Origin of the sequence: Bacillus sp. B2-WWTP-C-10-Post-4 (assembly GCF_009183805.1) — a bacterium.
GTDB lineage: Bacteria > Bacillota > Bacilli > Bacillales > Bacillaceae_G > Bacillus_A > Bacillus_A cereus.
Genome location: NZ_WEII01000016.1, coordinates 52,842 through 73,394 on the forward strand (window position 1 = coordinate 52,842; position 20,553 = coordinate 73,394).

Sequence of the window (20,553 nt, forward strand, 5' to 3'; positions counted from 1 at the left end):
CTCTCCTCCTATTTTTTAGCTAATTTCATTCCAGCAAATGCCGCTACATATGTCACAATCAAGCTAAACAAAGTTAAATATATAAATGAATTTTGCATAGATAATACCGTTCCACTTGTTCCAAATAAACCTGTTACCGTTCCTGAAACATTAATTTGGAACTTAGAAATCATATTCATTACAATCATCATAATTGTGTAAGAACCACTACATACCGCTAATGTAATATATATATTGGCAGTCGGTAATTTAGCTAACTTTCTTCCCGCTCTAAACATAAAGAACAATGGAATAATAAGCAGTAATAAACCATAATGGAATACATTATTCACTTTATCAAATTCTGCAAGGCTTTCCTCATTTGCTCCTTTTGAAATCAATATCTCCCTAAGCTCTACGCCATTTACAGAGACGCCTGATATAAATGAAAACGATAGCGTGCTCTCATATGTATTTGATTTCTTACCAATTCTAGTGAATTCTTTACTAAGTGCTGGACTTGATACTTCTAACGGCGCAAAATGAGCCATACTCCATAATTGAGGTGTTAACTCTAATGCTAATAATGTACTTTCAGATTTTAAAGTTGTTATTTCTTTTAATGGTTCAATACCGTCTTCCTTACTTACTAACGCCATAATACAAACCGCTACCGCTGTTACTAAAAGTCCTTTTATCATAGCTGAAACACCGTAATACACAGACGCTCCATATGGCATTAACTCTTGAAATGCTACTGCCATATTGTTTTTGCTTGTATGAGCAATAAATCCTAATAAGGTAAATAATGTCCCACATACAAAACCACTCAATAAACTCTTAATCGCTGAATAGCCAACCGTAATCTTACCTGCTTCTGAGAATGGAATTGCAAAAGATTGTGATGCTATAAAACTTATAATGAATAAAAAGACGCCATAAATAATACCAACTGTTGCTGCCATAAAGATTTGATCTTTAATCGTTTTCGCAACATGCTGTTTCCCTAACCAAATTCCTGTACCAGCGAAAATAATAAATGGAATGATTAATAATAATGTAAATGGAGTATGCCAAGATAAAGAAAATATCAACCCACTATCATCGTTAGCTGTAAAACCAAGTAAATGGTAACTTAACATCGTAGAAGTTGCACTCGAATAAAAACTTGGCAACATTTCTAATTCTTTCGCAAATTTGCTAAACATCTCACTTAACATAGAAGCAAATAATAAACTACCAATCCAACCAGCAATTAACATGAGAATACTTGCAACAGCCCCACCAATAAAACCTTTTTGTAAAACGGCTTTATCTGCTTTAAATTCAACTTTAGGAGCACCATCCATTGTAGGCAATTTTACAGATTGTTCTTTTTTCTTCACAACAGATAAAGAATACCCGCACTTTTGACAATATAAATTTTTTTGAGCATTTTCACTGCCACAACCTTTGCAGTATTTTGCAGTATCTTTTTCTAATGTTACTGCATCTATAGCTCCTGCAATCTCCATACTACCTTCATTTGGGCAATAATTTACTTCTTCACCATGTTGTTTTCCACATGTGCGACAATACATTTAATTCACTCCCCACTTTGCTTAATTCCACAAACTGGACAGTAAGTAGAGTTTTTATCGATATGCTCATTACATGAAATACAATTTACCGTTTCACCTTCATTTTCTACTGCTAACATCGGGTTAGGTTTTCCACACGAACCACAAAACTTATCATTTATTGATAAAGGTCCACCACATTCACATGTAGCTTTTTCACCTTGTTGTTTTTGCAATTCAACAATGCGCTTTCTTGCTTGATAAATAGCTACATCAAATTCTTGAACTGGAGCAATCATTTCTTTTAAGCTCGCTTCATTTACTCCACTTCCTCTTAATTGAACATACAATTGCTGCCCAACCTCTAATAGAACCTCTGCTTTTTTCTGCATTTGCACTTGCATTCCCTTTTTCAATTGAGCAATTTCTTGTGCAACTTGCAACTTCATTTTCCCTTGTTCTATTCCTTCTTGTAACTTATTCATTCCACTACCTAACTTCGTCTGTAAATCTGACAAATTATTTCTCCTCCTATACGTATATATTAATATACAAAATTAACATTTTATATATTACCATGATTTTCAAGTTATGTAATCCAAATTTCATTTTTTCTGTTTTGAGCATTTTTTGTTTATAATGGTAAAGGAAAGAAATATGTGTACGGAGGAATATTATGCTGCAACACTCAATTACGAAAGATGAAATTATGATGATTGCGAATGAGTTCGTTCAAGGACTAGATCCACAGCAAACAGCTGATCAGGAACATGTCGCTACAGCTCGGCACCTATATCGTAGTGGTGTTGTCTACAACGTTGACTTTGATGGTTATACACTGTCAGGAACTGTAGATGCGGAAGGCAACGTATATAGCGTTCATATTCCGATTCGTAATGTCGCTGAAAGTTATTGTGATTGCTTCGCACCAACACAATGTGAGCATATGCTCGCTGTATTACTATCTGCAGCGTCTAGTTTCGGGCAAGTAGGAGATGTATTAACTTTATTTAAAAATAATACGAAACCTTCCCTTCCTCCTATTAGAACTGCAAGACAAGTATTGCAATCATCAGCTTTTGAAGAAACGGATTATAAAAGTTGGGAATCATATTTTGAAAAAGAATATGATTCATTTAAAAAAGAACAAGCTCGCCTTACTTATAAACAAATGTATTTTCTTATGAGTATCTTTACAGATTTCTATACGAAGCTTGAGCGGAAAGCTCCGCGCGTCATCGCCATACATGAATTATTCAGGTTACATGCAGCAATTTACTGCTTTCAAAAATTATTAGAAGAAATTCAGGCATTCGAAGCAAACAAAACGTATTCTTATCACCAACCTGTTAATGTCATTCGCCTATTTGTCGATAAAGTGGAATCCATCGTTCGGGACTTACAATCAGAAGCGATTCCTTCAGAGTCTGAAATAATTTTGCAAGAAACAGCTCGTCTCGTTCATGAAGTATTCTTCTCTACCGACGCTTATACGCAAGAGCGATTTTTCATTTATCGTCACATATGGAGTGAACTTTTAAACAATAAAGAGAACATACAAGAGGAAGAAAAACGAATCGATACGAAAATCAATCCACTATCCAAAGCATTAGCGTCTTCTCATCTTCTCTTTTTAAATGATGAAGATTTACTAGCGATGGACTTACTAAAGAAACAACCTGCTTCTGTTGTGAGTCTATACTTCTATTGGTTAGAAGAACTATTAAGTGCCATGCAATGGGATCGTGCAAAAAACTGGCTTTCCTTTACGTATAAACAAGTAAAGAAAACGATCCAAGATCACGAAAATACGATTTTTATAAAAGATATCGTTCGGCTATTTGTAATCATGTATGAAACATACGCAACACATACAAATGAACAAGCTGGTTTTGAAATGATTTTACAAGAACTATTACCGTATAGCTTCACAAACTACGAACAGTACGTACTCGCGAAAAAACAGTATCGCACATGGGCAGAGCTTCATCTCTTATATGGATTTGAGGCAATTGAACTGTTGAAAGAGCCACTGAAAGATATTGAAAAAGAAGCGCCAGAAGTGGCACTTCCTCTTTACCATCTTGCTGCTGTAGAGGCGATTGAAGAACGAAATCGTAAATCATATAAACGTGCAGTTCGTTACTTAAAGAAATTACGTACATTATATAAACGATTAAAACGCACCGATGAATGGGATGCTTTCATTATTCACATCGCCAATCTCCATTCACGTCTGCGTGCACTACAAGAGGAATTACGGAAAGGAAAATTAATCGATGATCAATCAAACTGAAGTAACAATTAGGCTCCAGCATGTTAGTCAAGGTTGGTTCCTTTGGGGAGAAGATGACAGCGGTACTCCATTATCCGTAACAAGTTGGAAACGAAATGCATTCACATGGCACTCCACTTCTTTCTACGGTACGTTTCTAAAAGAAGCAACCTTCGAAGGAAAACAAGGTGTGCTGCTAACAAATGCACAAGCCTTTGAATACATTGCAAACAAACCGATGAATTCCTTTGCACATATTCAAATAAACGGCACGATTACAGCACTTACGAAAGATGCAAATGAACTATGGGATGCCTTTACGAGTGGTAGTTTCGTACCAGATATGAATCATTGGCCTAAACAACCATCTTGGAAAGTTCAAAATACACCAATTGAAGATGACACATTAGTATCGCTTTTCTCAGCAGCAGTAAATGAAAGCATATTACAAGACAACCGCTCAAATGACGGCTGGGAAGATGCTAAAAGACTATATGAACATTACGACTTTACGAAAAGACAACTGGAAACAGCACTACATGAAGAAGATTGGCTTCGGAAAATTGGTTATATCGAAGATGATCTTCCGTTTACAATCGGACTAAGACTACAAGAACCACAAGAAGAATTTGAAATGTGGAAGCTTGAGACAATTGTGACACCAAAGCGCGGGGCGCATCGCATATATGTATATGAAAACATCGATTCCTTACCGAAAAGATGGCACGATTACGAAGAACGGATTACAGAAACACAAGAAGGTTTTAGTAAACTCATACCGTGGTTAAAAGAAGGAGATACGTTCCGAAATGAGCTCTTTGAAACAGAAGCTTGGAACTTCTTAACAGAAGCAAGCAATGAATTACTTGCAGCCGGTATTACAATTTTACTACCATCATGGTGGCAAAATTTAAAAGCAACAAAACCGAAATTACGTGTCCAGCTGAAGCAAAATACAGCACAAACACAATCGTTCTTCGGTATGAATACGCTCGTTAATTTTGATTGGCGCATTTCGACAAACGGCATTGATTTATCAGAAAGCGAATTTTTCGAACTCGTTGAACAAAATAAACGTCTATTCAATATAAACGGTCAATGGATGCGACTAGATCCAGCCTTTATCGAAGAAGTAAGGAAACTCATGAACCGTGCCGATAAATACGGACTAGAGATGAAAGATGTCCTGCAGCAACATTTATCAAATACGACTGAAACAGAAATTGTAGAAGATGATAGTCCGTTTACTGATATTGAAATCGAACTAGATGGATATTATGAGGAACTATTCCAAAAGCTGCTTCATATTGGAGATATTCCAAAAGTAGATGTCCCTACTTCACTAAACGCAACACTTCGCCCGTATCAACAACACGGCATTGAATGGTTATTATATTTACGAAAACTTGGATTTGGAGCATTGCTAGCTGACGATATGGGACTCGGGAAAAGTATTCAAACAATCTCTTACTTACTATATATAAAAGAAAACAATCTCAAAACAGGCCCTGCATTAATCGTAGCGCCGACATCTGTTCTTGGAAATTGGCAAAAAGAATTTGAGCGTTTCGCACCGAATTTACGTGTTCAATTACATTACGGAAGTAATAGAGATAAGGGCAATTCTTTTGAAGATTTCCTTCAATCAGCAGATGTTGTATTAACATCTTATGCATTGGCTCAACTCGATGAGGAAGAACTAACTTCATTATGCTGGGATGCTGTTATTTTGGATGAAGCACAAAATATTAAGAACCCACATACGAAACAGTCGAAAGCAGTACGAAACTTGCAAGCAAATCACAAAATCGCTTTAACTGGTACACCGATGGAAAATCGCCTCGCTGAACTTTGGTCCATTTTCGACTTTATTAATCATGGATATCTCGGAAGCTTAGGGCAATTCCAACGCCGCTTCGTCACACCAATTGAAAAAGATCGTGACGAAGGAAAAATCCAGCAAGTTCAACGGTTTATCTCACCATTTTTACTGCGCCGAACGAAGAAAGATCAAACAGTCGCATTAAATTTACCAGATAAACAAGAACAAAAAGCTTACTGTCCTCTTACTGGTGAACAAGCTTCCTTATATGAACAACTTGTTCAAGATACACTGCAAAATGTCGAAGGATTAAGTGGAATTGAAAGACGCGGCTTTATATTACTTATGCTGAACAAGCTAAAACAAATTTGTAATCATCCAGCTCTTTATTTAAAAGAAGAAGAGCCACAAAATGTCGTTGAACGCTCTATGAAAACAAAAACGTTAATGGAGCTCATAGAAAATATAAAAGATCAAAATGAAAGTTGCCTCATCTTCACTCAATATATCGGCATGGGGAACATGCTAAAACGTGTGCTAGAAGAAAAATTCGGCCAGCGTGTCCTCTTCTTAAACGGTAGTGTACCGAAAAAAGATCGCGACAAGATGATTGAGGAGTTCCAAAACGGAACGTATGACATTTTCATCTTATCCTTAAAAGCTGGCGGAACAGGATTAAACTTAACCGCTGCCAACCATGTCATTCACTACGATCGTTGGTGGAATCCAGCTGTGGAAAATCAAGCAACAGACCGCGCATATCGCATTGGTCAAAAACGATTTGTTCATGTTCACAAACTCATTACAACAGGAACATTAGAAGAAAAAATTGATGAAATGCTAGAAAGAAAACAATCTCTAAACAATGCTGTCATCACAAGCGATAGTTGGATGACTGAACTATCAACAGACGAACTAAAAGAATTACTTGGTGTATAAAGTGAAACTTTAATTAGGCCAATCACGTAGAGTTTTACTACCCGCAAAAAAAGCGCTAATCTCAAAATGAGATTAGCGCTTTTTTCTATTCCAAAACCAATTACTTATTATAATCCCCGTTAACCCGCCGCACGTATCAAGCAATGAATCTTGCCACATTGGTGTACGGTCTCCCGTAAACCATTGGTGAATTTCATCAAATGTTGCATAACCCGCAACGAAAAGAAGGGCATATATAAAACATCTTTTCCTCGAATAACCTGATCGATGAAAAGCGTAATAAATCAATGAACCTAGCATAAAGAACACCATAAAATGAGCACCTTTACGAAGGAAAAACTCAATAAATCCGCCTACCCCTTTATTCGCAATACTAACAGGGGTTCCTCCACCATAATCAATAGATACCCATGAAAAATGCTCTTTCACAAATTCAACATTTACATATTGTTCAATATCTGAACGCATATCCTGCTTTTTATATGGTTGTGCCGAAGAATAGAAAATCAGCCCCATCCATAGTAATACAGGAATCCAAAATAACCATTTACGATTCATTATCCAGAATTCTCCTCTCTTAATCTTTTAAGGGTACCAAAAAAAAGAAAAAATTTCACGCCAAAACATGACATTTGTACCCTATTTATAAAGTGAAAGGAGGTGATACACATGGCAATTGAAACAATCGTAATGGATTTAACTTTACGTCTTGTCTTAAACAACGGATTAGATAAGAACGGCAAAACAGTTTTCAAAAGCAAACAATTTAAACGTGTTAAAACAAATGCGAGCTTAGATCAAGTACACAACGTAGCTCATGCTCTAGCTTCCTTACAAGCATCACCACTTCACTCTGTGCAACTTGTAAGCACATCAGATCTTTCTAAACTATAAAGTAAAACTCGGATCAGTGGGGATTTTATTCATCCCCGCTGATTATTAGCCCGCAATTTAACCGGCAGACCCAAATCCCGTAAATAGCGGGATAAATACAAAGGAGGGAATAACACATGCAAGTACTAGAGTTGATTTTCGCGAAGGAAGATGGAAAAACAGTCGTTTTTTCTATCGATACGCCCATCACACCAATCGATGCACAAGTCGTAAATCAAGTAATGGATACAATCCTTGCCTCATCTGTATTTTCATCCATTGATGAAAATACAAGAAAAAAGGGAGCTCGCCTTGTAGAAAAAAATGTATCTGAAGTTCCCATTACTCTATAAAATGAAAAAGACGAATCTGCATCATTTTGCAGATTCGTCTTTTTTCTTCGGCATTTCAATCGGGATAAAAATCTTTGAAAAACCGACGCATACGTACTTATAATGTTCTTCACCTATATCAAACTCAGTCGTATATGTTGAGAAGAATATATAATCATTTCGCTTCGTATAATGATCAATTAATAACCCAACTTGTGGCTCAACATACTTTTTGGCTAACTTTTTACCGGCCGATGCCAAGTCGCCAAGGAGACCCTCTTCATTCTCTTTTTGAACTTCATCTAGCTTCTTACTCACATCATTACGCTTCATAAACTGCTTCGCTGCCCATTCTGTATATTCGCCCTTACTCGGATTACTGTTTGCTAAATATACTAGGAGAACGACAACTAAAGCCATAATAATATACTTTTTCTTCATACTATATCACCGCCTACTCTTTTCTATTTTCATATATATGTACAAGCGATGCAAATTAGAAAGACTATCACCTATTGATTGTAAACGAATAGCCAAAATTTACAATATGAAATAGAATATTAACAGTAAATTTACTTAATTTATATATAATTATATTCGGAATGAAAATTATAAGGGGGGATATAGAATTATGGATAATGAAAACAACATTTTTATTTCTAGTTCTACAATGATGCTTGAACCATGTAAACACCCTTATTACCGCACAAAAATTATCGACAGTAGCGGAAACCATCTTTACTCCTGTCAAACTGCTCTCCAACTTATACAGAAATCTTGTCTAACAAATATTCATTCTACTTATCAAGGGAGACGTAATGCTGTAAAAACAAAATTTAAATTTAAACAAAACGTTCCAATTCCGATCAATCATAGAGAATATATTTGTGCTTCCTCAACAGAATCTCCTGCTTCTCCAAATTGTATTTGGCTTTTCTTCAAACATGTTCATACAATAGAGTTTTTCAAAAAAGCTAAACGAGCTAAAATTCATTTTTCAAACGGAGCTACCGTAACGATACAAATTAGTTCCCATAAGTTAAGCCAGCAATTATGGAAAGCTGGATATGTATTATCCCAAATGAACATGCAAGATTCATCACCTTAATAACAAATAGAATGGAAGGTAGTATTTCCTTACCTTCCATTCTATTTTCTATTTTTATCCTTTTACACTATCTCGCATTTTCTCGAGTGCTTGCCGATACATCCATCTTACTTGATAATATGTCATTTCCGTCTCTAAAGCGATTTCTCCCATCGTCTTCCCTACAAAAAAACGTTCAAAAATAATATACTTCTCCTTCTTATCTAACACACTCATAAAATCCTTCACTCTTATTTCAACATCCTCAAAATGAAAGATATCCTCATACTCTCCTACACATACACATCTCTCCTGCACTGCGAACTCTTTCTTCAATCTCTCTAATATATAACCTCGCACCGTTACAACTGCATATGCAGGGAAACATCCCTTCTTTTCATCAAATCTTTCATACGCATGCCAAAGACCGATTAAACCACATTAATAATACTCTTCATAATCTTTACGAATACCTAATTTCTTTATCTGATTTACAATCATCCCTTCGTACAAAACAACTGCTTCTTTAAAAGTCGCTGGCTTCACACAGTACCCGTTTCTAAAAGGTATACCTTTCTAGTATTCCGCGGTACCTTCACAATATAAAAATAAAGAAAAGATTTCACCGTGAGTAATTTCAAATACTACCGACGGAATTTGAAATTACACCAGCTAGTATTTGAAATTTTGTTGGTGGTATTTGAAATAGGGGTAAAAATAAAAAAGGTGACTCCTTTAAAGAGTCACCTTTTTAAAATAATATGTTATGCACCAAAGCCGCTTACTAAACCTCTTACAACGCCGAATGCAATTGTTAGGATAAAGAAGATTACAATTAAAATCGTAGCTTGTTTCTTACTTAAACCAGCTACAATGTGTAAGCCTAGTCCTGTTAGAATAAGGCTCCAAATATTAAAAATTTCAATTGAAGAGGCAATTCCATGTGCTACTGTCCCTTGTTCAAATAAAGGAGCTAAACTTGTATAAACATCAGTGCCATTTCCATCAAAAATAAAGCCTAATCCTGCATTTAACAATCCGCCGATATAATAAACAAGATTAGCATATAAGTAAATCGATAATATTTTCATGTATGGTGTATCATTGCTCATAAACATCATAATAATTTTATAAAAACCTGCCGCAATAAAGAGACCTATAGGTGTTCCTAATAGACCAACAAGCGCGCCTCCACCAAGGGTAAATCCTTTTACCATTGCCCCTGCTTCACCATTTAATTCTTTTGCCAATTCTGGAGTACTAATTAATGTTAAGTAAGACACTGCTGTTGCTATAATCGTTCCTAATATAACAAATAAGACAAATGTCCCCCAAACCGGACTTTTCGTCTTCATTCTCTCAAACTGCTCACCTGGAGAAGTAATCATTCCTAATAATGATGGCTTCTTCGCACCTACATCTTGCGTATTAATATTTGCTTCCATTATAACGCCTCCTTCTATTTATATAACCCGTTCTAACGGGCGGTTCACTTCCTCATATAGAGGCTACGAACCGCCCACTAGAACGGTAATGTGTAGTTCTACTACACTATTAATTACTCATAACGCAATGCTTCAATTGGATCTAATTTCGCAGCTTTATTTGCTGGAATTAATCCAAAAATAATACCGAGTGTCATCGAGAACAGTACGCCTCCAACGACAACTTCCCATGAAACGAGTGGCGGCCATTTTGCGAATGTAGAAACGATATATGCTCCGCCATACCCAAGACCAATTCCGATTAAACCACCTAGAAGTGTTAACATAACAGCTTCAATTAAAAACTGTAATAAAATTTTACTACGTGTTGCTCCAAGTGCTTTACGTATCCCAATTTCGCGTGTACGCTCCGTTACAGATACAAGCATAATATTCATAACACCAATACCACCAACGACTAATGAAATACCCGCGATACCACCAATGATCATCGTCATAATGTTAGTAACTTTAGAAACACCTTCTTGGAATTCTTTTAAATTCACCAATTCATATTTACCTGGAATATCGCTTGGTTTACGACTATTTAATACATCAACAGCTTTTTTCCCTGCCGTTTCTAAATTATCTACGTTTTTAGATTGAATGGCGATACTTTGAATTTCATCCGTTCCGTATAAAACAGGCCATAAAGTAAGAGGAATTAACATTTCCTCAGCCTCGAACCCCATAAATTCATTATCTGATTTATAGACACCAATAATTTGCATCGGTTGTCCTTTCATTTCAATAATTTTCCCTACTGGATTTTCATCTTTAAATAACGTCTCTTCTGATTTCGTACTAATCATAACAACGTTATTTCCTTGTGAAATATCAGATTCATTTAATGAACGACCTTTAACCACTTTCACTTTATTTACTTCAAAATATTCACTATCAAGTCCAATAACATTAATCATTGATTTTTTATCATTAATATCCATTGTTTCCATCGTATTATTCGTCGTAATAACATGAGAAACATCTTTAACTTGCTTTACTTCCATAATATCTTCTTCTGTTAATTTCGGTACTTGATGCCCCCCCATACTGAACTCATCATTAATATCCGGTTTAAATTGAATTGGCATAAGATTATTACCAGAACCAGCGATTTTCGACTTCAGCATTGCTTCCCCGCCTTGCCCAATTGCAACGACAGTAATAATCGAACCTACCCCGATAATAATACCGAGCATCGTAAGAGCAGAACGCAGTTTATGAGCTAAAATAGAAGACAGGGCAATTTTTATACTATCTAGTAAACTCATACCGCACACCTTCTATCTTCTGTAACTTTCCCGTCTCGCAGTACAATGCGGCGGGAAGAATACGCTGCTACTTCCTCTTCATGCGTAACCATAACAATCGTCGTACCTTCTGCATTAAGCTTCGTGAAAATATTCATAACTTGCTCACCAGACTTCGTATCAAGTGCACCAGTCGGTTCATCGGCCATAATGAACGTTGGGTTATTCGCAATCGCTCTTGCAATCGCTACACGCTGCTTCTGTCCACCTGATAACTCATTTGGTAAATGATGCACGCGATCTGCCAATCCAACTTTACCTAACGCCTCCAAAGCACGCTTGCGACGCTCCGCTTTCTTCACGCCACCATATACGAGTGGAAGCTCAACATTTTCCACTGCGGAAAGACGAGGTAGTAAATTAAAATGCTGAAATACAAAGCCAATATATTCATTACGAATTAAAGCAAGCTTTGACTCGTCTGCTGTTAAGATATTCACGTCATTCAGCATATATTCACCTTCTGTTGGACGATCTAAGCAACCAATAATATTCATAAGAGTCGACTTACCAGAACCAGACGGTCCCATAATCGAAACGAACTCACCACTCTGAATCGTTAAACTAATACCATGCAAAATCGGCACCGCCAATTTTCCTTGATAATACGTTTTAGCAATATGATTTAACGTAATCATTTCTCTTTCACTTCCATTCCGTCATACACATCGTCGGAAGGATTTTTAACCACCTTTTGCCCCACTGTTACGCCTTCTACAACCTCTGTCCAGTCCCCATCAGTAGAACCTTTTTTCACATTTTGTTTACGAAGCTTCCCTTTATCCTCAACATAAACAAATGCATCATCGCCTTTTTCTACAATGCTCTTACTTGGGACAGCAAGCATCTTCTTATTCTCTAAGTTTACTTGCAGAGAAACGTGGTAACCTGGAGATAAACCATCTTGGCTATCAAGACTTGCTTTATATGTATATTGAGACATATTTTGAGTTGCTTCACCCATGCCGCCAGCTTGCGCCATCTCTGCGCTCGTTGGGAACTCACTTACCTCTGTAATCTTACCTGTCCACTTCTTCTTATTATTTGCTTTTGCCGTTACAGTGAATGTTTGATCTTTTTGGATTTGTGACTTTTGAAGCTCAGTTAACGTACCTTGAACTTGGAATGGGTCTTTAGAAGCTACTTGTAAAAACGCTTTTCCTTGACCACCTAACGCTTGAGATGAGCTTTGTGCCGCATCTTTATCTAACTTTTGAACAACACCAGCGAAATTACTATAAATCGTAAGTTCTTTCTGCTTCTTACTTAACTCTTCTTTCTGCAACTTTCCTTTTTCTTTCTCAAGGTCAATTGTTTTTTGTCCTATCTCTAACTCGTTTACTTGCTCGTCCATTGGATCTGTTACTTCTTTCCCAGCTCCGCTATCTTTCGCCTTCTTAATTTCTTTCTTCAATGAATCAATCTTCTTTTTCCCTTGATCATAACGCATATCCGCCATCTTCTGATCAAGCTCAGCTTGCTTCATTTGAAGGTTAATCTCTTCATTGTCATAAGAGAATAACTTCGTACCTTTTTCTACCTCTTGCCCTTCTTTTACCTCAATATCTTTCACTTTCCCTTTGGCCGGATCTGCATAGAAGCTTTCAATATTACCAGGCTTCACCTGACCAGAAATTAACTTCGTATTATTCAGCTTACGTTCTGTTACTTTCTCAAAACTTACAGCATCAGCATTTGTTGATGCCCCCTTCTTCTTACCTTGCATAACAAAAATATTAATTGCCGCTACAATAACAATTAGTGCAATAACCCCAATAATAATCCATTTCTTCTTCTTGTTTGGAGTACGAACCGTATTTGGTAACATATTCTCGCTCCCTTTTATAACTTAATAGTTTAATATAAAAATTGTATAAAACTTTCTGAAAATAGTTTACATATTATTACATTATTTTTTACAAAGTTTTACACATCCATTTATATTGTAACAAAAATTCCAATGATTAGAAATATGACATTATATCTTTTAAGATAGATTTAAGGAAAGATTATATTATATAGAAAAAGCCATCCAAAATAATAATTGGATAGCTTTTCAAACAAAATATTACGCTACTTTAGGATCTTTTCTCTCATGTCCACGTTGAACAATAAATAAGAAGATTGTTGATAAAACCGCTCCTGTTAATAGTAAGATGAAACAACCATCCCAGCCAGAACTATCAACAATAACACCAATTGCTGCGTTAGCTACAAGACTTCCGCCTACATAACCGAATAGACCACACATACCAACTGTCGTACCTACTTTTCGGTACTAATTCCATCGCACTTAAACCGATTAAGAACTGTGGTACATAAATTAAACAACCAATAATAGAAACTGCAATACTTACAACAGGTACGCTAGTTGCTTGCCAATATATAAACGTACCAATAACAACTCCAACCATACTAATAATACATAATGGCATACGTTTTCCTTTAAATAATTTATCACTTAAAAAGCCAACGATTAATGAACTTGGAATTGCCATACCTTCAAAGATTGCATATGCCGCATGCGCTTCTGCTTTTGAAAATCCTTTAACTGTCGTTAAATAAAGTGGAACCCAGTTAATAACACCGAAACGAATTAAATAAACAAAAGCATTCGCAATACATAAGAACCATACAAATTTATTTTTCACTACATACTTCATTAAAATTTCTTTTGGTGACATCTTGTTAGCATTATCTGCTTTTTCAAGATTTTCATAGTCATTACGATACTCATCAATTGGAGGAAGACCTTCAGATTCTGGTGTATCCTTCGCATTGATCCAAACAAGTACTGCAATTACCATTGCGATAATCGCAGGTAAAATAAACACGCCGCCTTGCCAATGATTTTCACCGAAAATACCTACACCAATTCCGACAAGTGGTGGCACAAGCATTCCACCAACGTTATGTGAAATATTCCAAAGACCTGTTTTCGTACCACGTTCTTTCTTCGAGAACCATTTCGTCATAACAATACTACAAGGTGGTGCTCCCATACCTTGTACAATACCGTTAACAACAAGTAATGTAACAATCATCCCAAATGATGATGCAAAGCCGAAACAAATATTTACAAGCCCTGATAAGAATAAACCGACTGCGATAAAGCGCTGGGCGAAAGCTTTATCTGATAAATTACCCATAAAGAACTTACTAAATCCATAAACAATTGCCATTACTGAGCCTAGTAGACCAATTTCAGCTGTACTAAAACCATATTCTTGTACTAAATACGTACTTGATAACGTAAAGTTACTACGAACTAAATAATAAGCAGCATATCCAACTGAAATCCCGATTAACACACGAATACGTAGTAATCGATATACACGATCGATCATATCCGCTGGCAATCTTTAAATTGCAGGTGCTGGCTTGAGCCATTTAAACATATATTTCCGTCTCCTTTTCTCACTTCAGAGAGAGACGCTGTCTATTCCATATCTCGATTATTCCGCTATTTGATATATTTTGGTTCGTCCTTCTAACCGGCTGTCCTTCTATTTCTTTCTCATTCTTCGCAAACATCGTTGGTACGCCAAACGACACTTTTTCTAAAATATGCCCCGCTTCTTCTGATAAACAATAATCAATAAATAAATCCGCAATAATACCACTCGGTGCACGTTTTAGTTTCGAAATCGCATTAACAGATAACCCTGTTTGCTCAGGTTCGTTACTTAAAATCGGAAAGCCTTGTTTTTGAAGCATTCTCTGATCTCCCATAAAGTTGATGCCTATCATATATTCACCGCTCGCAACAAGTTCTGCTGGGATGTAACCATTCACTGTTACTTCTCCAACTTGTTCTGCCAGATTCTTCACATATCCCTTCGCTTCCTCTTCACCTAACGTATCAATCAGTGATTGGAAAAACGTATATGCTGTACCTGAAACATTTGGATCGGGCATGACAATCTTTCCTTTATATACTGGATTCAATAAATCTTTCCATCTTAACGGATACGAGAGACCAAGCGGCGCTATTTCCTCGTTCCACCGCTCTTTATTAATCGCAATTGCCAGCTTCTCCACTTCATAACCATACCAATAACCATCTTTATCTTTAACAGTTTTTGAAATACGATTTGCATGTTGGCTTATCACAGGAATAGAAAGATTTTTCTGCTTCATCATTTGATGCGCATCTACTGTACCGCCAATAATAATATCCGCCTTCGGATTTCCAGCTTCTTCTTCCACTCTACGAAGAAGTTCTTCTGTTGAAAGACGAATAAATTCATACGTACATCCACGTGGTTTACAAAATGATGAAAGTAACGCTTCACCAACTTCCTCACGAGCCGCTACATACGCAACAATATGACGATCATCCAAAATAGGGAGACCATTTTTACTATATTTAATAGAGGTTGTATCTCGAGAGCAACTAGACATCGCTCCTCCAATTACTAGCAAAAAGAAGAAAAAGGCTACCTTTCTCATGACGCATTCTCCTTTACGAATAACTCTGCTAGAGAGCCTTTCATATACATGACATTTCCGTTATTATCACCGAGATATTGCACAACAAAGTACGATGGATACACAGAAATCGTAAGAATATCTTCACGATCATTTTTTACGCGCTTACCTGTTTTATAAGCTGTAATATAAGCAATCGGTTCATTCTGCGATTGTAATAACTTCTGAATTTCTCCGTAATCTGTAATTTGCTTTGCGTACCGAATAGAATCAAGTATGTGCGTAAGATTGATAGTACGTACCACATCGCCTTGACGTACTACGACATCCTTTGCTGAAGCAAAGAAATCACTAATACGCTCTGGCGTGTAATACAGGCTTAATAAATACGTTTGAAGTGCTGAAATCATCGGATCCATGCCATTCTTTCCGTATACATTTTCCCCATACTGGAACAAGTCACCTACTGCAAAAGTACGCTTATGTCCATTCAAGTACGTTACTTCTCCAGTAAATACTTGTTCTTGGCTCTTAACGTCCCCTGGCTCTATTCGAATTCGGTCAAAGAATGAAACAATCGTATGCAAACGAACTTCATCCGTTACAACGATTTCTCCCCACTTTTCATGTCTTACTTTCACTTCAATTGGAAGAGATTCATTCACCCTTTGTAAAACGGCTTGTTTATCATTTACAATGTTGATTCGATTATAGATTTGCTTCTCCATAACATAAAACAAAACAAGAGAAACAATCATACAAATGACAAACATAAGAATTTGAAATGATAGCCTTTTCATTTCTGCCTACCTCCAAGATAAAAAACGTTGTTTCGAAAATACCGCATAATTGTTTCATAAATGTATCATTTAACCGCTTTCAAGTTTTTTATGTCTTCCATCCTTCTCGGAAGCAAAAATGTAATGAATATTGTAGTACCTATTTCTTCACTACTCTCAATCCGCATGCTTCCGCCCTGCTTATTCATAATCTCCTGACAAATATACAAACCATAACCATTCCCGTAACTAGAAGGAAGTGCCTTTCCTTTCGGAGACTCATTCCACTCTGCAAGCACCCCTTCATCTATACCGATCCCATCATCATGAACAAAAACCTTCGCCTCATGCTCATTTACAATTACATTCATACGAATGTGCGAAGCATCACTATACTTAATTGCATTATCAAGCACATTTAAGAAAATTTGCTTCGTCTTATCAAAATCCGCAACAACATGTACATCCGTTAACTCATTTATCACTTCAATTTCAAATTGATTTAGGCGCGGTTTCACAATTGAAACTGCTTCTTCTGCCAATTCCTTTATGTTCACAACTGTAGGAGACACTTCAAACGTACTCGTCCCATATTTCGAGGACTTAAGCAGTTCCTCTACAAGTGATAATAAACGCTCACTTTCCACAGCCACATAACGAAGACTTTCCTGTACATCTTCTTTCGATTGTAACTTCGGAATTAAATCAACATAACCGATAATTGCCGTTAGCGGTGTTTTTAGCTCATGCGTAATGCGGTCTAGGAAATCTTTCTGCTTCTCCTTCTCCTCCTGCAATTGCTTAATATGCAGCTCAATTCCATCGGCCATCGCGTTAAAAGATGCTGAAAGCTGAGCGATTTCTACGTACTCATTTAACTCAATCTTACTCTTATAATCACCATTCGCGAGCCTCTGTGCCATTTGTCTCAACTGATCAATTGGTTTATGAAGAGACTTCGCCAAACGAATCGCAAAGAAAATACCGGTAGCTACTAAACAAAGAGACGTCATTAAGAACGTCCAGCTCACATTTGTTAAAACTTCCTTCTCACCTGTTAACTCATTTATAAAACGAATACTTCCAATGACATCGTTTCCATAATATACTGGGCTTGAAAACAAAAGAATGGGAGCGGGATCCGCCTCCTCGAAAACATAAGACTTCTTCCCCTTCAAGGAACTCTCAATGTCGATGTTACGGTGAAGCAATGCTCCTTTTTGTGTATCTGCAACAACATCGCCATTCTTCCCGATCATCTGCACACGGACATCCATACGCTTCGCTAAATACGACGCAATTAAAAGTGAATTCGGACCAAGCGTATCCACTTCTGCTTCCTTCTCTAAATAATTCATCGTATAAATTTGTGCTTCTACACTTAACTTTTCTAAAGAATCTGCTGCGTTATGATACATATTCTTTTCTAACGTAATATAAACAACTGCATATAAAAGAACAAAAATCGGAATTAACAGCCCAACTATTCCAAACACCATATTTCGCTTTAAAGACATACCATCACCACTTAACAATCCAGTTTATAGCCAACGCCATAAATTGTCTTAATATATTCTCCGCTCGTCCCAAGCTTCTTGCGAAGTCTCTGCACCATAATATCAACGGCTCTCGTATTTCCGATATACTCAAATCCCCATACTTTCTCAAGTAACTCATCCCTCATAAACACACGCTGTGGATTTGAAACAAATAACTGACATAAATTAAACTCTCGGTACGTTAACTGAATCTCTTGTCCACTCACATGTACCTTTCTTTCCTTAGGACAAATCACGATCTCTCCAGCCTCAATTACTTCATGACTTACAGCCGCCTCCGTCTTCTTTACACGCCGCGCCATATTCTTAACCCGAAGAATAAGCTCCGCATAATTAAACGGCTTCGTCACATAATCATCAGCACCAAGCTGCAAGCCAAGCAACTTATCATTCATCTGACTCTTTGCCGTTAACATCAGCACCGGAATATCCCTATCCCTCTCACGGAACAAACGAAGCAACTCATACCCATCCGTATCCGGAAGCATAACATCCAAAATCAATACATCCGGCCCTTCATTCCATCTCTCTAAAGCTTCTCTCCCATCAGCCGCTGCCAATACTTCATAACCTTCCATCTCCAACTGCATCCGAATCAAATTACGAATACTCGATTCATCATCAACCACAAGTATTTTCATCATTCTCCTCCTTCCACCACGTATTATAGTACAGTTTAGTATAGCAAAAATCCTATAAAAAAAGAGAGGGTATTGTCGAACATATTTTGTCGACGATACCCTCTCTTTCACTTATTATATTTATTTAGCATATCCATTCGGTTGCTTTTGATGCCAATTCCAAGCATGCTCAATAATTGTTTTCACATTTACATACTTAGGATCCCATCCTAGCTTCTCTTTCGCTTTCTTAGAAGAAGCAACTAAACGTGCTGGATCGCCCGCACGGCGCGGTGCTACCTCAGCAGGAATTTCATGATTTGTAACCTCACGAACTGCATCAACGATTTCTTTTACACTGAAACCATTACCATTTCCTAAGTTATAGAAATCACTCTCTCCGCCATTCTGCAAGTCTTTAAGCCCTAAGAAATGAGCCGCTACTAAATCCTCAACATGAATATAATCACGGATACAAGTACCGTCTGGCGTATTATAATCATCACCAAACATCATAATCTTCTCACGTTGACCTAAAGCCACTTGCAGCACAAGAGGAATTAAATGAGTCTCTGGACGATGATCTTCCCCAATAATACCATTTGGAGTTGCACCAGCCACGTTAAAGTATCTGAAAATCTTATAACGTAAATTAGAAGCTTGGCTATACCAATGAAGCATCTTCTCGATTGCTAACTTCGTTTCTCCATACGTATTCGTTGGATTTGTCGTCGTCTCCTCAGTAATAAGATCAACATCTACCTCACCGTACGTTGCCGCAGTAGAAGAGAAAATAAACTTATCTACCTTAAACTCATCCATTACCTCTAATAAACAAAGTGCACCATACACATTGTTATTATAATATTGAAGGGGCTTTTCCATACTAACTCCAACTAAAGAATCAGCTGCAAAATGCATAACTGCCTCAATATTTTCTTGTTTAAAAACATCCCTTAAAAATGCTTTATCACGAAGGTCACCATTATAAAACTTCGCGCCTTCCGTAATTGCATCTTCATGACCAGTTTGTAAGTTATCTACTACTACTACAGATAAACCTTCGTCTACTAATTTTTTCACAGCGTGAGAACCGATGTAGCCAGCTCCACCACAGATTAGGATTGAATTCATTTTGCCCCTACTTTCTATACATCTAGTCTTGTAAATTAAGAATCATTAACTCTAGTAGATTAAACCATAATCATTTAGCTCAAAACTCTTTATACTTCACTATCCATATAGCCACTTTTATTATTTGATTGCCATCTCCAAGAATCTGCACACATTTCTTCTAATCCACGTTTTGCCTCCCAGCCTAATTCACGCTTTGCTTTCGATGCATCAGCAAAACATACTGCCACATCACCTGGACGACGCTCTGTAATTTTATAAGGAACTTTCTTGCCCGAAACTTTTTCAAACGCTTCAACCATCTCTAGTACACTATAGCCCATGCCTGTGCCCAGGTTATAAGCATCTACTCCTGTTGTACTCAGTA

19 protein-coding genes and 2 pseudogenes are annotated in these 20,553 nt (G+C 37.0%); 5 read left to right on the forward strand and 16 right to left on the reverse strand.

Annotation, left to right across the window (positions count from 1 at the left end; all coding sequences use genetic code 11):
• Positions 1-8 precede the first annotated feature (8 nt).
• Together GBN78_RS09960 and GBN78_RS09965 are read right to left on the reverse strand one after the other, a co-directional pair.
• The gene (locus tag GBN78_RS09960) at positions 9-1,559 is read right to left on the reverse strand and encodes a zinc ribbon domain-containing protein (protein WP_000271640.1); all 1,551 of its coding nucleotides are present in this window, start codon (positions 1,557-1,559) and stop codon (positions 9-11) included.
• 5 nt (positions 1,560-1,564) lie between these two features.
• On the reverse strand, positions 1,565-2,056 hold the full coding sequence (locus GBN78_RS09965; protein WP_070184478.1) for a zinc ribbon domain-containing protein: 492 nt from the start codon (positions 2,054-2,056) through the stop codon (positions 1,565-1,567).
• A gap of 158 nt (positions 2,057-2,214) precedes the next feature.
• Between GBN78_RS09965 and GBN78_RS09970 the strand changes: the two genes are divergently transcribed.
• Both GBN78_RS09970 and GBN78_RS09975 read left to right on the forward strand, forming a co-directional pair.
• Complete coding sequence (locus GBN78_RS09970; RefSeq protein WP_000939131.1) at positions 2,215-3,834, forward strand: SWIM zinc finger family protein; 1,620 nt, start codon at positions 2,215-2,217, stop codon at positions 3,832-3,834.
• Entirely contained in the window at positions 3,818-6,574 is a 2,757-nt protein-coding gene (locus GBN78_RS09975) for a DEAD/DEAH box helicase (RefSeq protein ID WP_070184479.1), read from the forward strand. Before GBN78_RS09970 ends, GBN78_RS09975 begins: the two co-directional genes overlap by 17 nt.
• Before the next feature lie 72 nt (positions 6,575-6,646).
• Here GBN78_RS09975 and GBN78_RS09980 read toward each other — a convergent pair whose 3' ends face one another.
• Complete coding sequence (locus GBN78_RS09980) at positions 6,647-7,132, reverse strand: VanZ family protein (RefSeq protein WP_001080708.1); 486 nt, start codon at positions 7,130-7,132, stop codon at positions 6,647-6,649.
• 111 nt (positions 7,133-7,243) lie between these two features.
• Between GBN78_RS09980 and GBN78_RS09985 the strand changes: the two genes are divergently transcribed.
• Both GBN78_RS09985 and GBN78_RS09990 read left to right on the forward strand, forming a co-directional pair.
• A complete protein-coding gene (locus GBN78_RS09985) occupies positions 7,244-7,468 on the forward strand; it encodes a DUF1659 domain-containing protein (protein WP_000963862.1) in 225 nt (74 codons plus the stop codon).
• Between the two features lie 116 nt (positions 7,469-7,584).
• Positions 7,585-7,800 carry a DUF2922 domain-containing protein gene (locus tag GBN78_RS09990; RefSeq protein ID WP_001197593.1) on the forward strand — a complete coding sequence of 72 codons (216 nt, stop codon included), beginning with the start codon at positions 7,585-7,587 and terminating at the stop codon, positions 7,798-7,800.
• Positions 7,801-7,821: 21 nt separating this feature from the next.
• Here the strand turns inward: GBN78_RS09990 and GBN78_RS09995 are convergent, their stop codons facing one another.
• Positions 7,822-8,220, reverse strand: a complete 399-nt coding sequence (locus GBN78_RS09995; protein WP_000731405.1) for a DUF4359 domain-containing protein — start codon at positions 8,218-8,220, stop codon at positions 7,822-7,824.
• Between the two features lie 190 nt (positions 8,221-8,410).
• On the opposite strand from GBN78_RS09995, the gene GBN78_RS10000 reads away from it, so the two are divergent.
• Positions 8,411-8,887, forward strand: a complete 477-nt coding sequence (locus tag GBN78_RS10000; RefSeq protein ID WP_070184480.1) for a competence protein ComK — start codon at positions 8,411-8,413, stop codon at positions 8,885-8,887.
• A gap of 54 nt (positions 8,888-8,941) precedes the next feature.
• On the opposite strand, the pseudogene GBN78_RS10005 reads toward GBN78_RS10000, so the two are convergent.
• From GBN78_RS10005 to GBN78_RS10060, 12 genes and pseudogenes are all read right to left on the reverse strand, one after another.
• Positions 8,942-9,412, reverse strand: a pseudogene (locus GBN78_RS10005) (sigma-70 family RNA polymerase sigma factor).
• A 218-nt stretch (positions 9,413-9,630) separates the two neighbouring features.
• On the reverse strand, positions 9,631-10,311 hold the full coding sequence (gene yknW / locus GBN78_RS10010; protein WP_070184481.1) for a YknW family membrane protein: 681 nt from the start codon (positions 10,309-10,311) through the stop codon (positions 9,631-9,633).
• Between the two features lie 113 nt (positions 10,312-10,424).
• A complete protein-coding gene (locus tag GBN78_RS10015; protein ID WP_000054380.1) occupies positions 10,425-11,624 on the reverse strand; it encodes an ABC transporter permease in 1,200 nt (399 codons plus the stop codon).
• Entirely contained in the window at positions 11,621-12,301 is a 681-nt protein-coding gene (locus GBN78_RS10020; protein WP_000631604.1) for an ABC transporter ATP-binding protein, read from the reverse strand. The genes GBN78_RS10015 and GBN78_RS10020 overlap by 4 nt, the downstream gene beginning before the upstream one ends.
• Positions 12,298-13,491, reverse strand: coding sequence for an efflux RND transporter periplasmic adaptor subunit (locus GBN78_RS10025; RefSeq protein WP_070184482.1), 1,194 nt, complete (start codon positions 13,489-13,491; stop codon positions 12,298-12,300). Before GBN78_RS10025 ends, GBN78_RS10020 begins: the two co-directional genes overlap by 4 nt.
• A 240-nt stretch (positions 13,492-13,731) precedes the next feature.
• A pseudogene (gene pgtP / locus GBN78_RS10030) lies at positions 13,732-15,010 on the reverse strand (phosphoglycerate transporter protein PgtP).
• 70 nt (positions 15,011-15,080) lie between these two features.
• The gene (locus GBN78_RS10035; RefSeq protein WP_070184483.1) at positions 15,081-16,115 is read right to left on the reverse strand and encodes an ABC transporter substrate-binding protein; all 1,035 of its coding nucleotides are present in this window, start codon (positions 16,113-16,115) and stop codon (positions 15,081-15,083) included.
• Positions 16,112-16,894: a DUF3919 family protein gene (locus tag GBN78_RS10040; RefSeq protein ID WP_000826624.1), complete on the reverse strand. Its 783-nt coding sequence runs from the start codon at positions 16,892-16,894 to the stop codon at positions 16,112-16,114. The genes GBN78_RS10035 and GBN78_RS10040 overlap by 4 nt, the downstream gene beginning before the upstream one ends.
• Before the next feature lie 65 nt (positions 16,895-16,959).
• A complete protein-coding gene (locus tag GBN78_RS10045) occupies positions 16,960-18,390 on the reverse strand; it encodes a HAMP domain-containing sensor histidine kinase (protein WP_070184484.1) in 1,431 nt (476 codons plus the stop codon).
• 11 nt (positions 18,391-18,401) lie between these two features.
• A complete protein-coding gene (locus GBN78_RS10050; protein WP_000699553.1) occupies positions 18,402-19,073 on the reverse strand; it encodes a response regulator transcription factor in 672 nt (223 codons plus the stop codon).
• A 120-nt stretch (positions 19,074-19,193) separates the two neighbouring features.
• Positions 19,194-20,186 carry a UDP-glucose 4-epimerase GalE gene (galE, locus tag GBN78_RS10055; RefSeq protein WP_050964592.1) on the reverse strand — a complete coding sequence of 331 codons (993 nt, stop codon included), beginning with the start codon at positions 20,184-20,186 and terminating at the stop codon, positions 19,194-19,196.
• 89 nt (positions 20,187-20,275) lie between these two features.
• On the reverse strand, positions 20,276-20,553 hold a 278-nt coding region (locus GBN78_RS10060), incomplete at its 5' end, for a GDP-mannose 4,6-dehydratase (protein ID WP_193224729.1).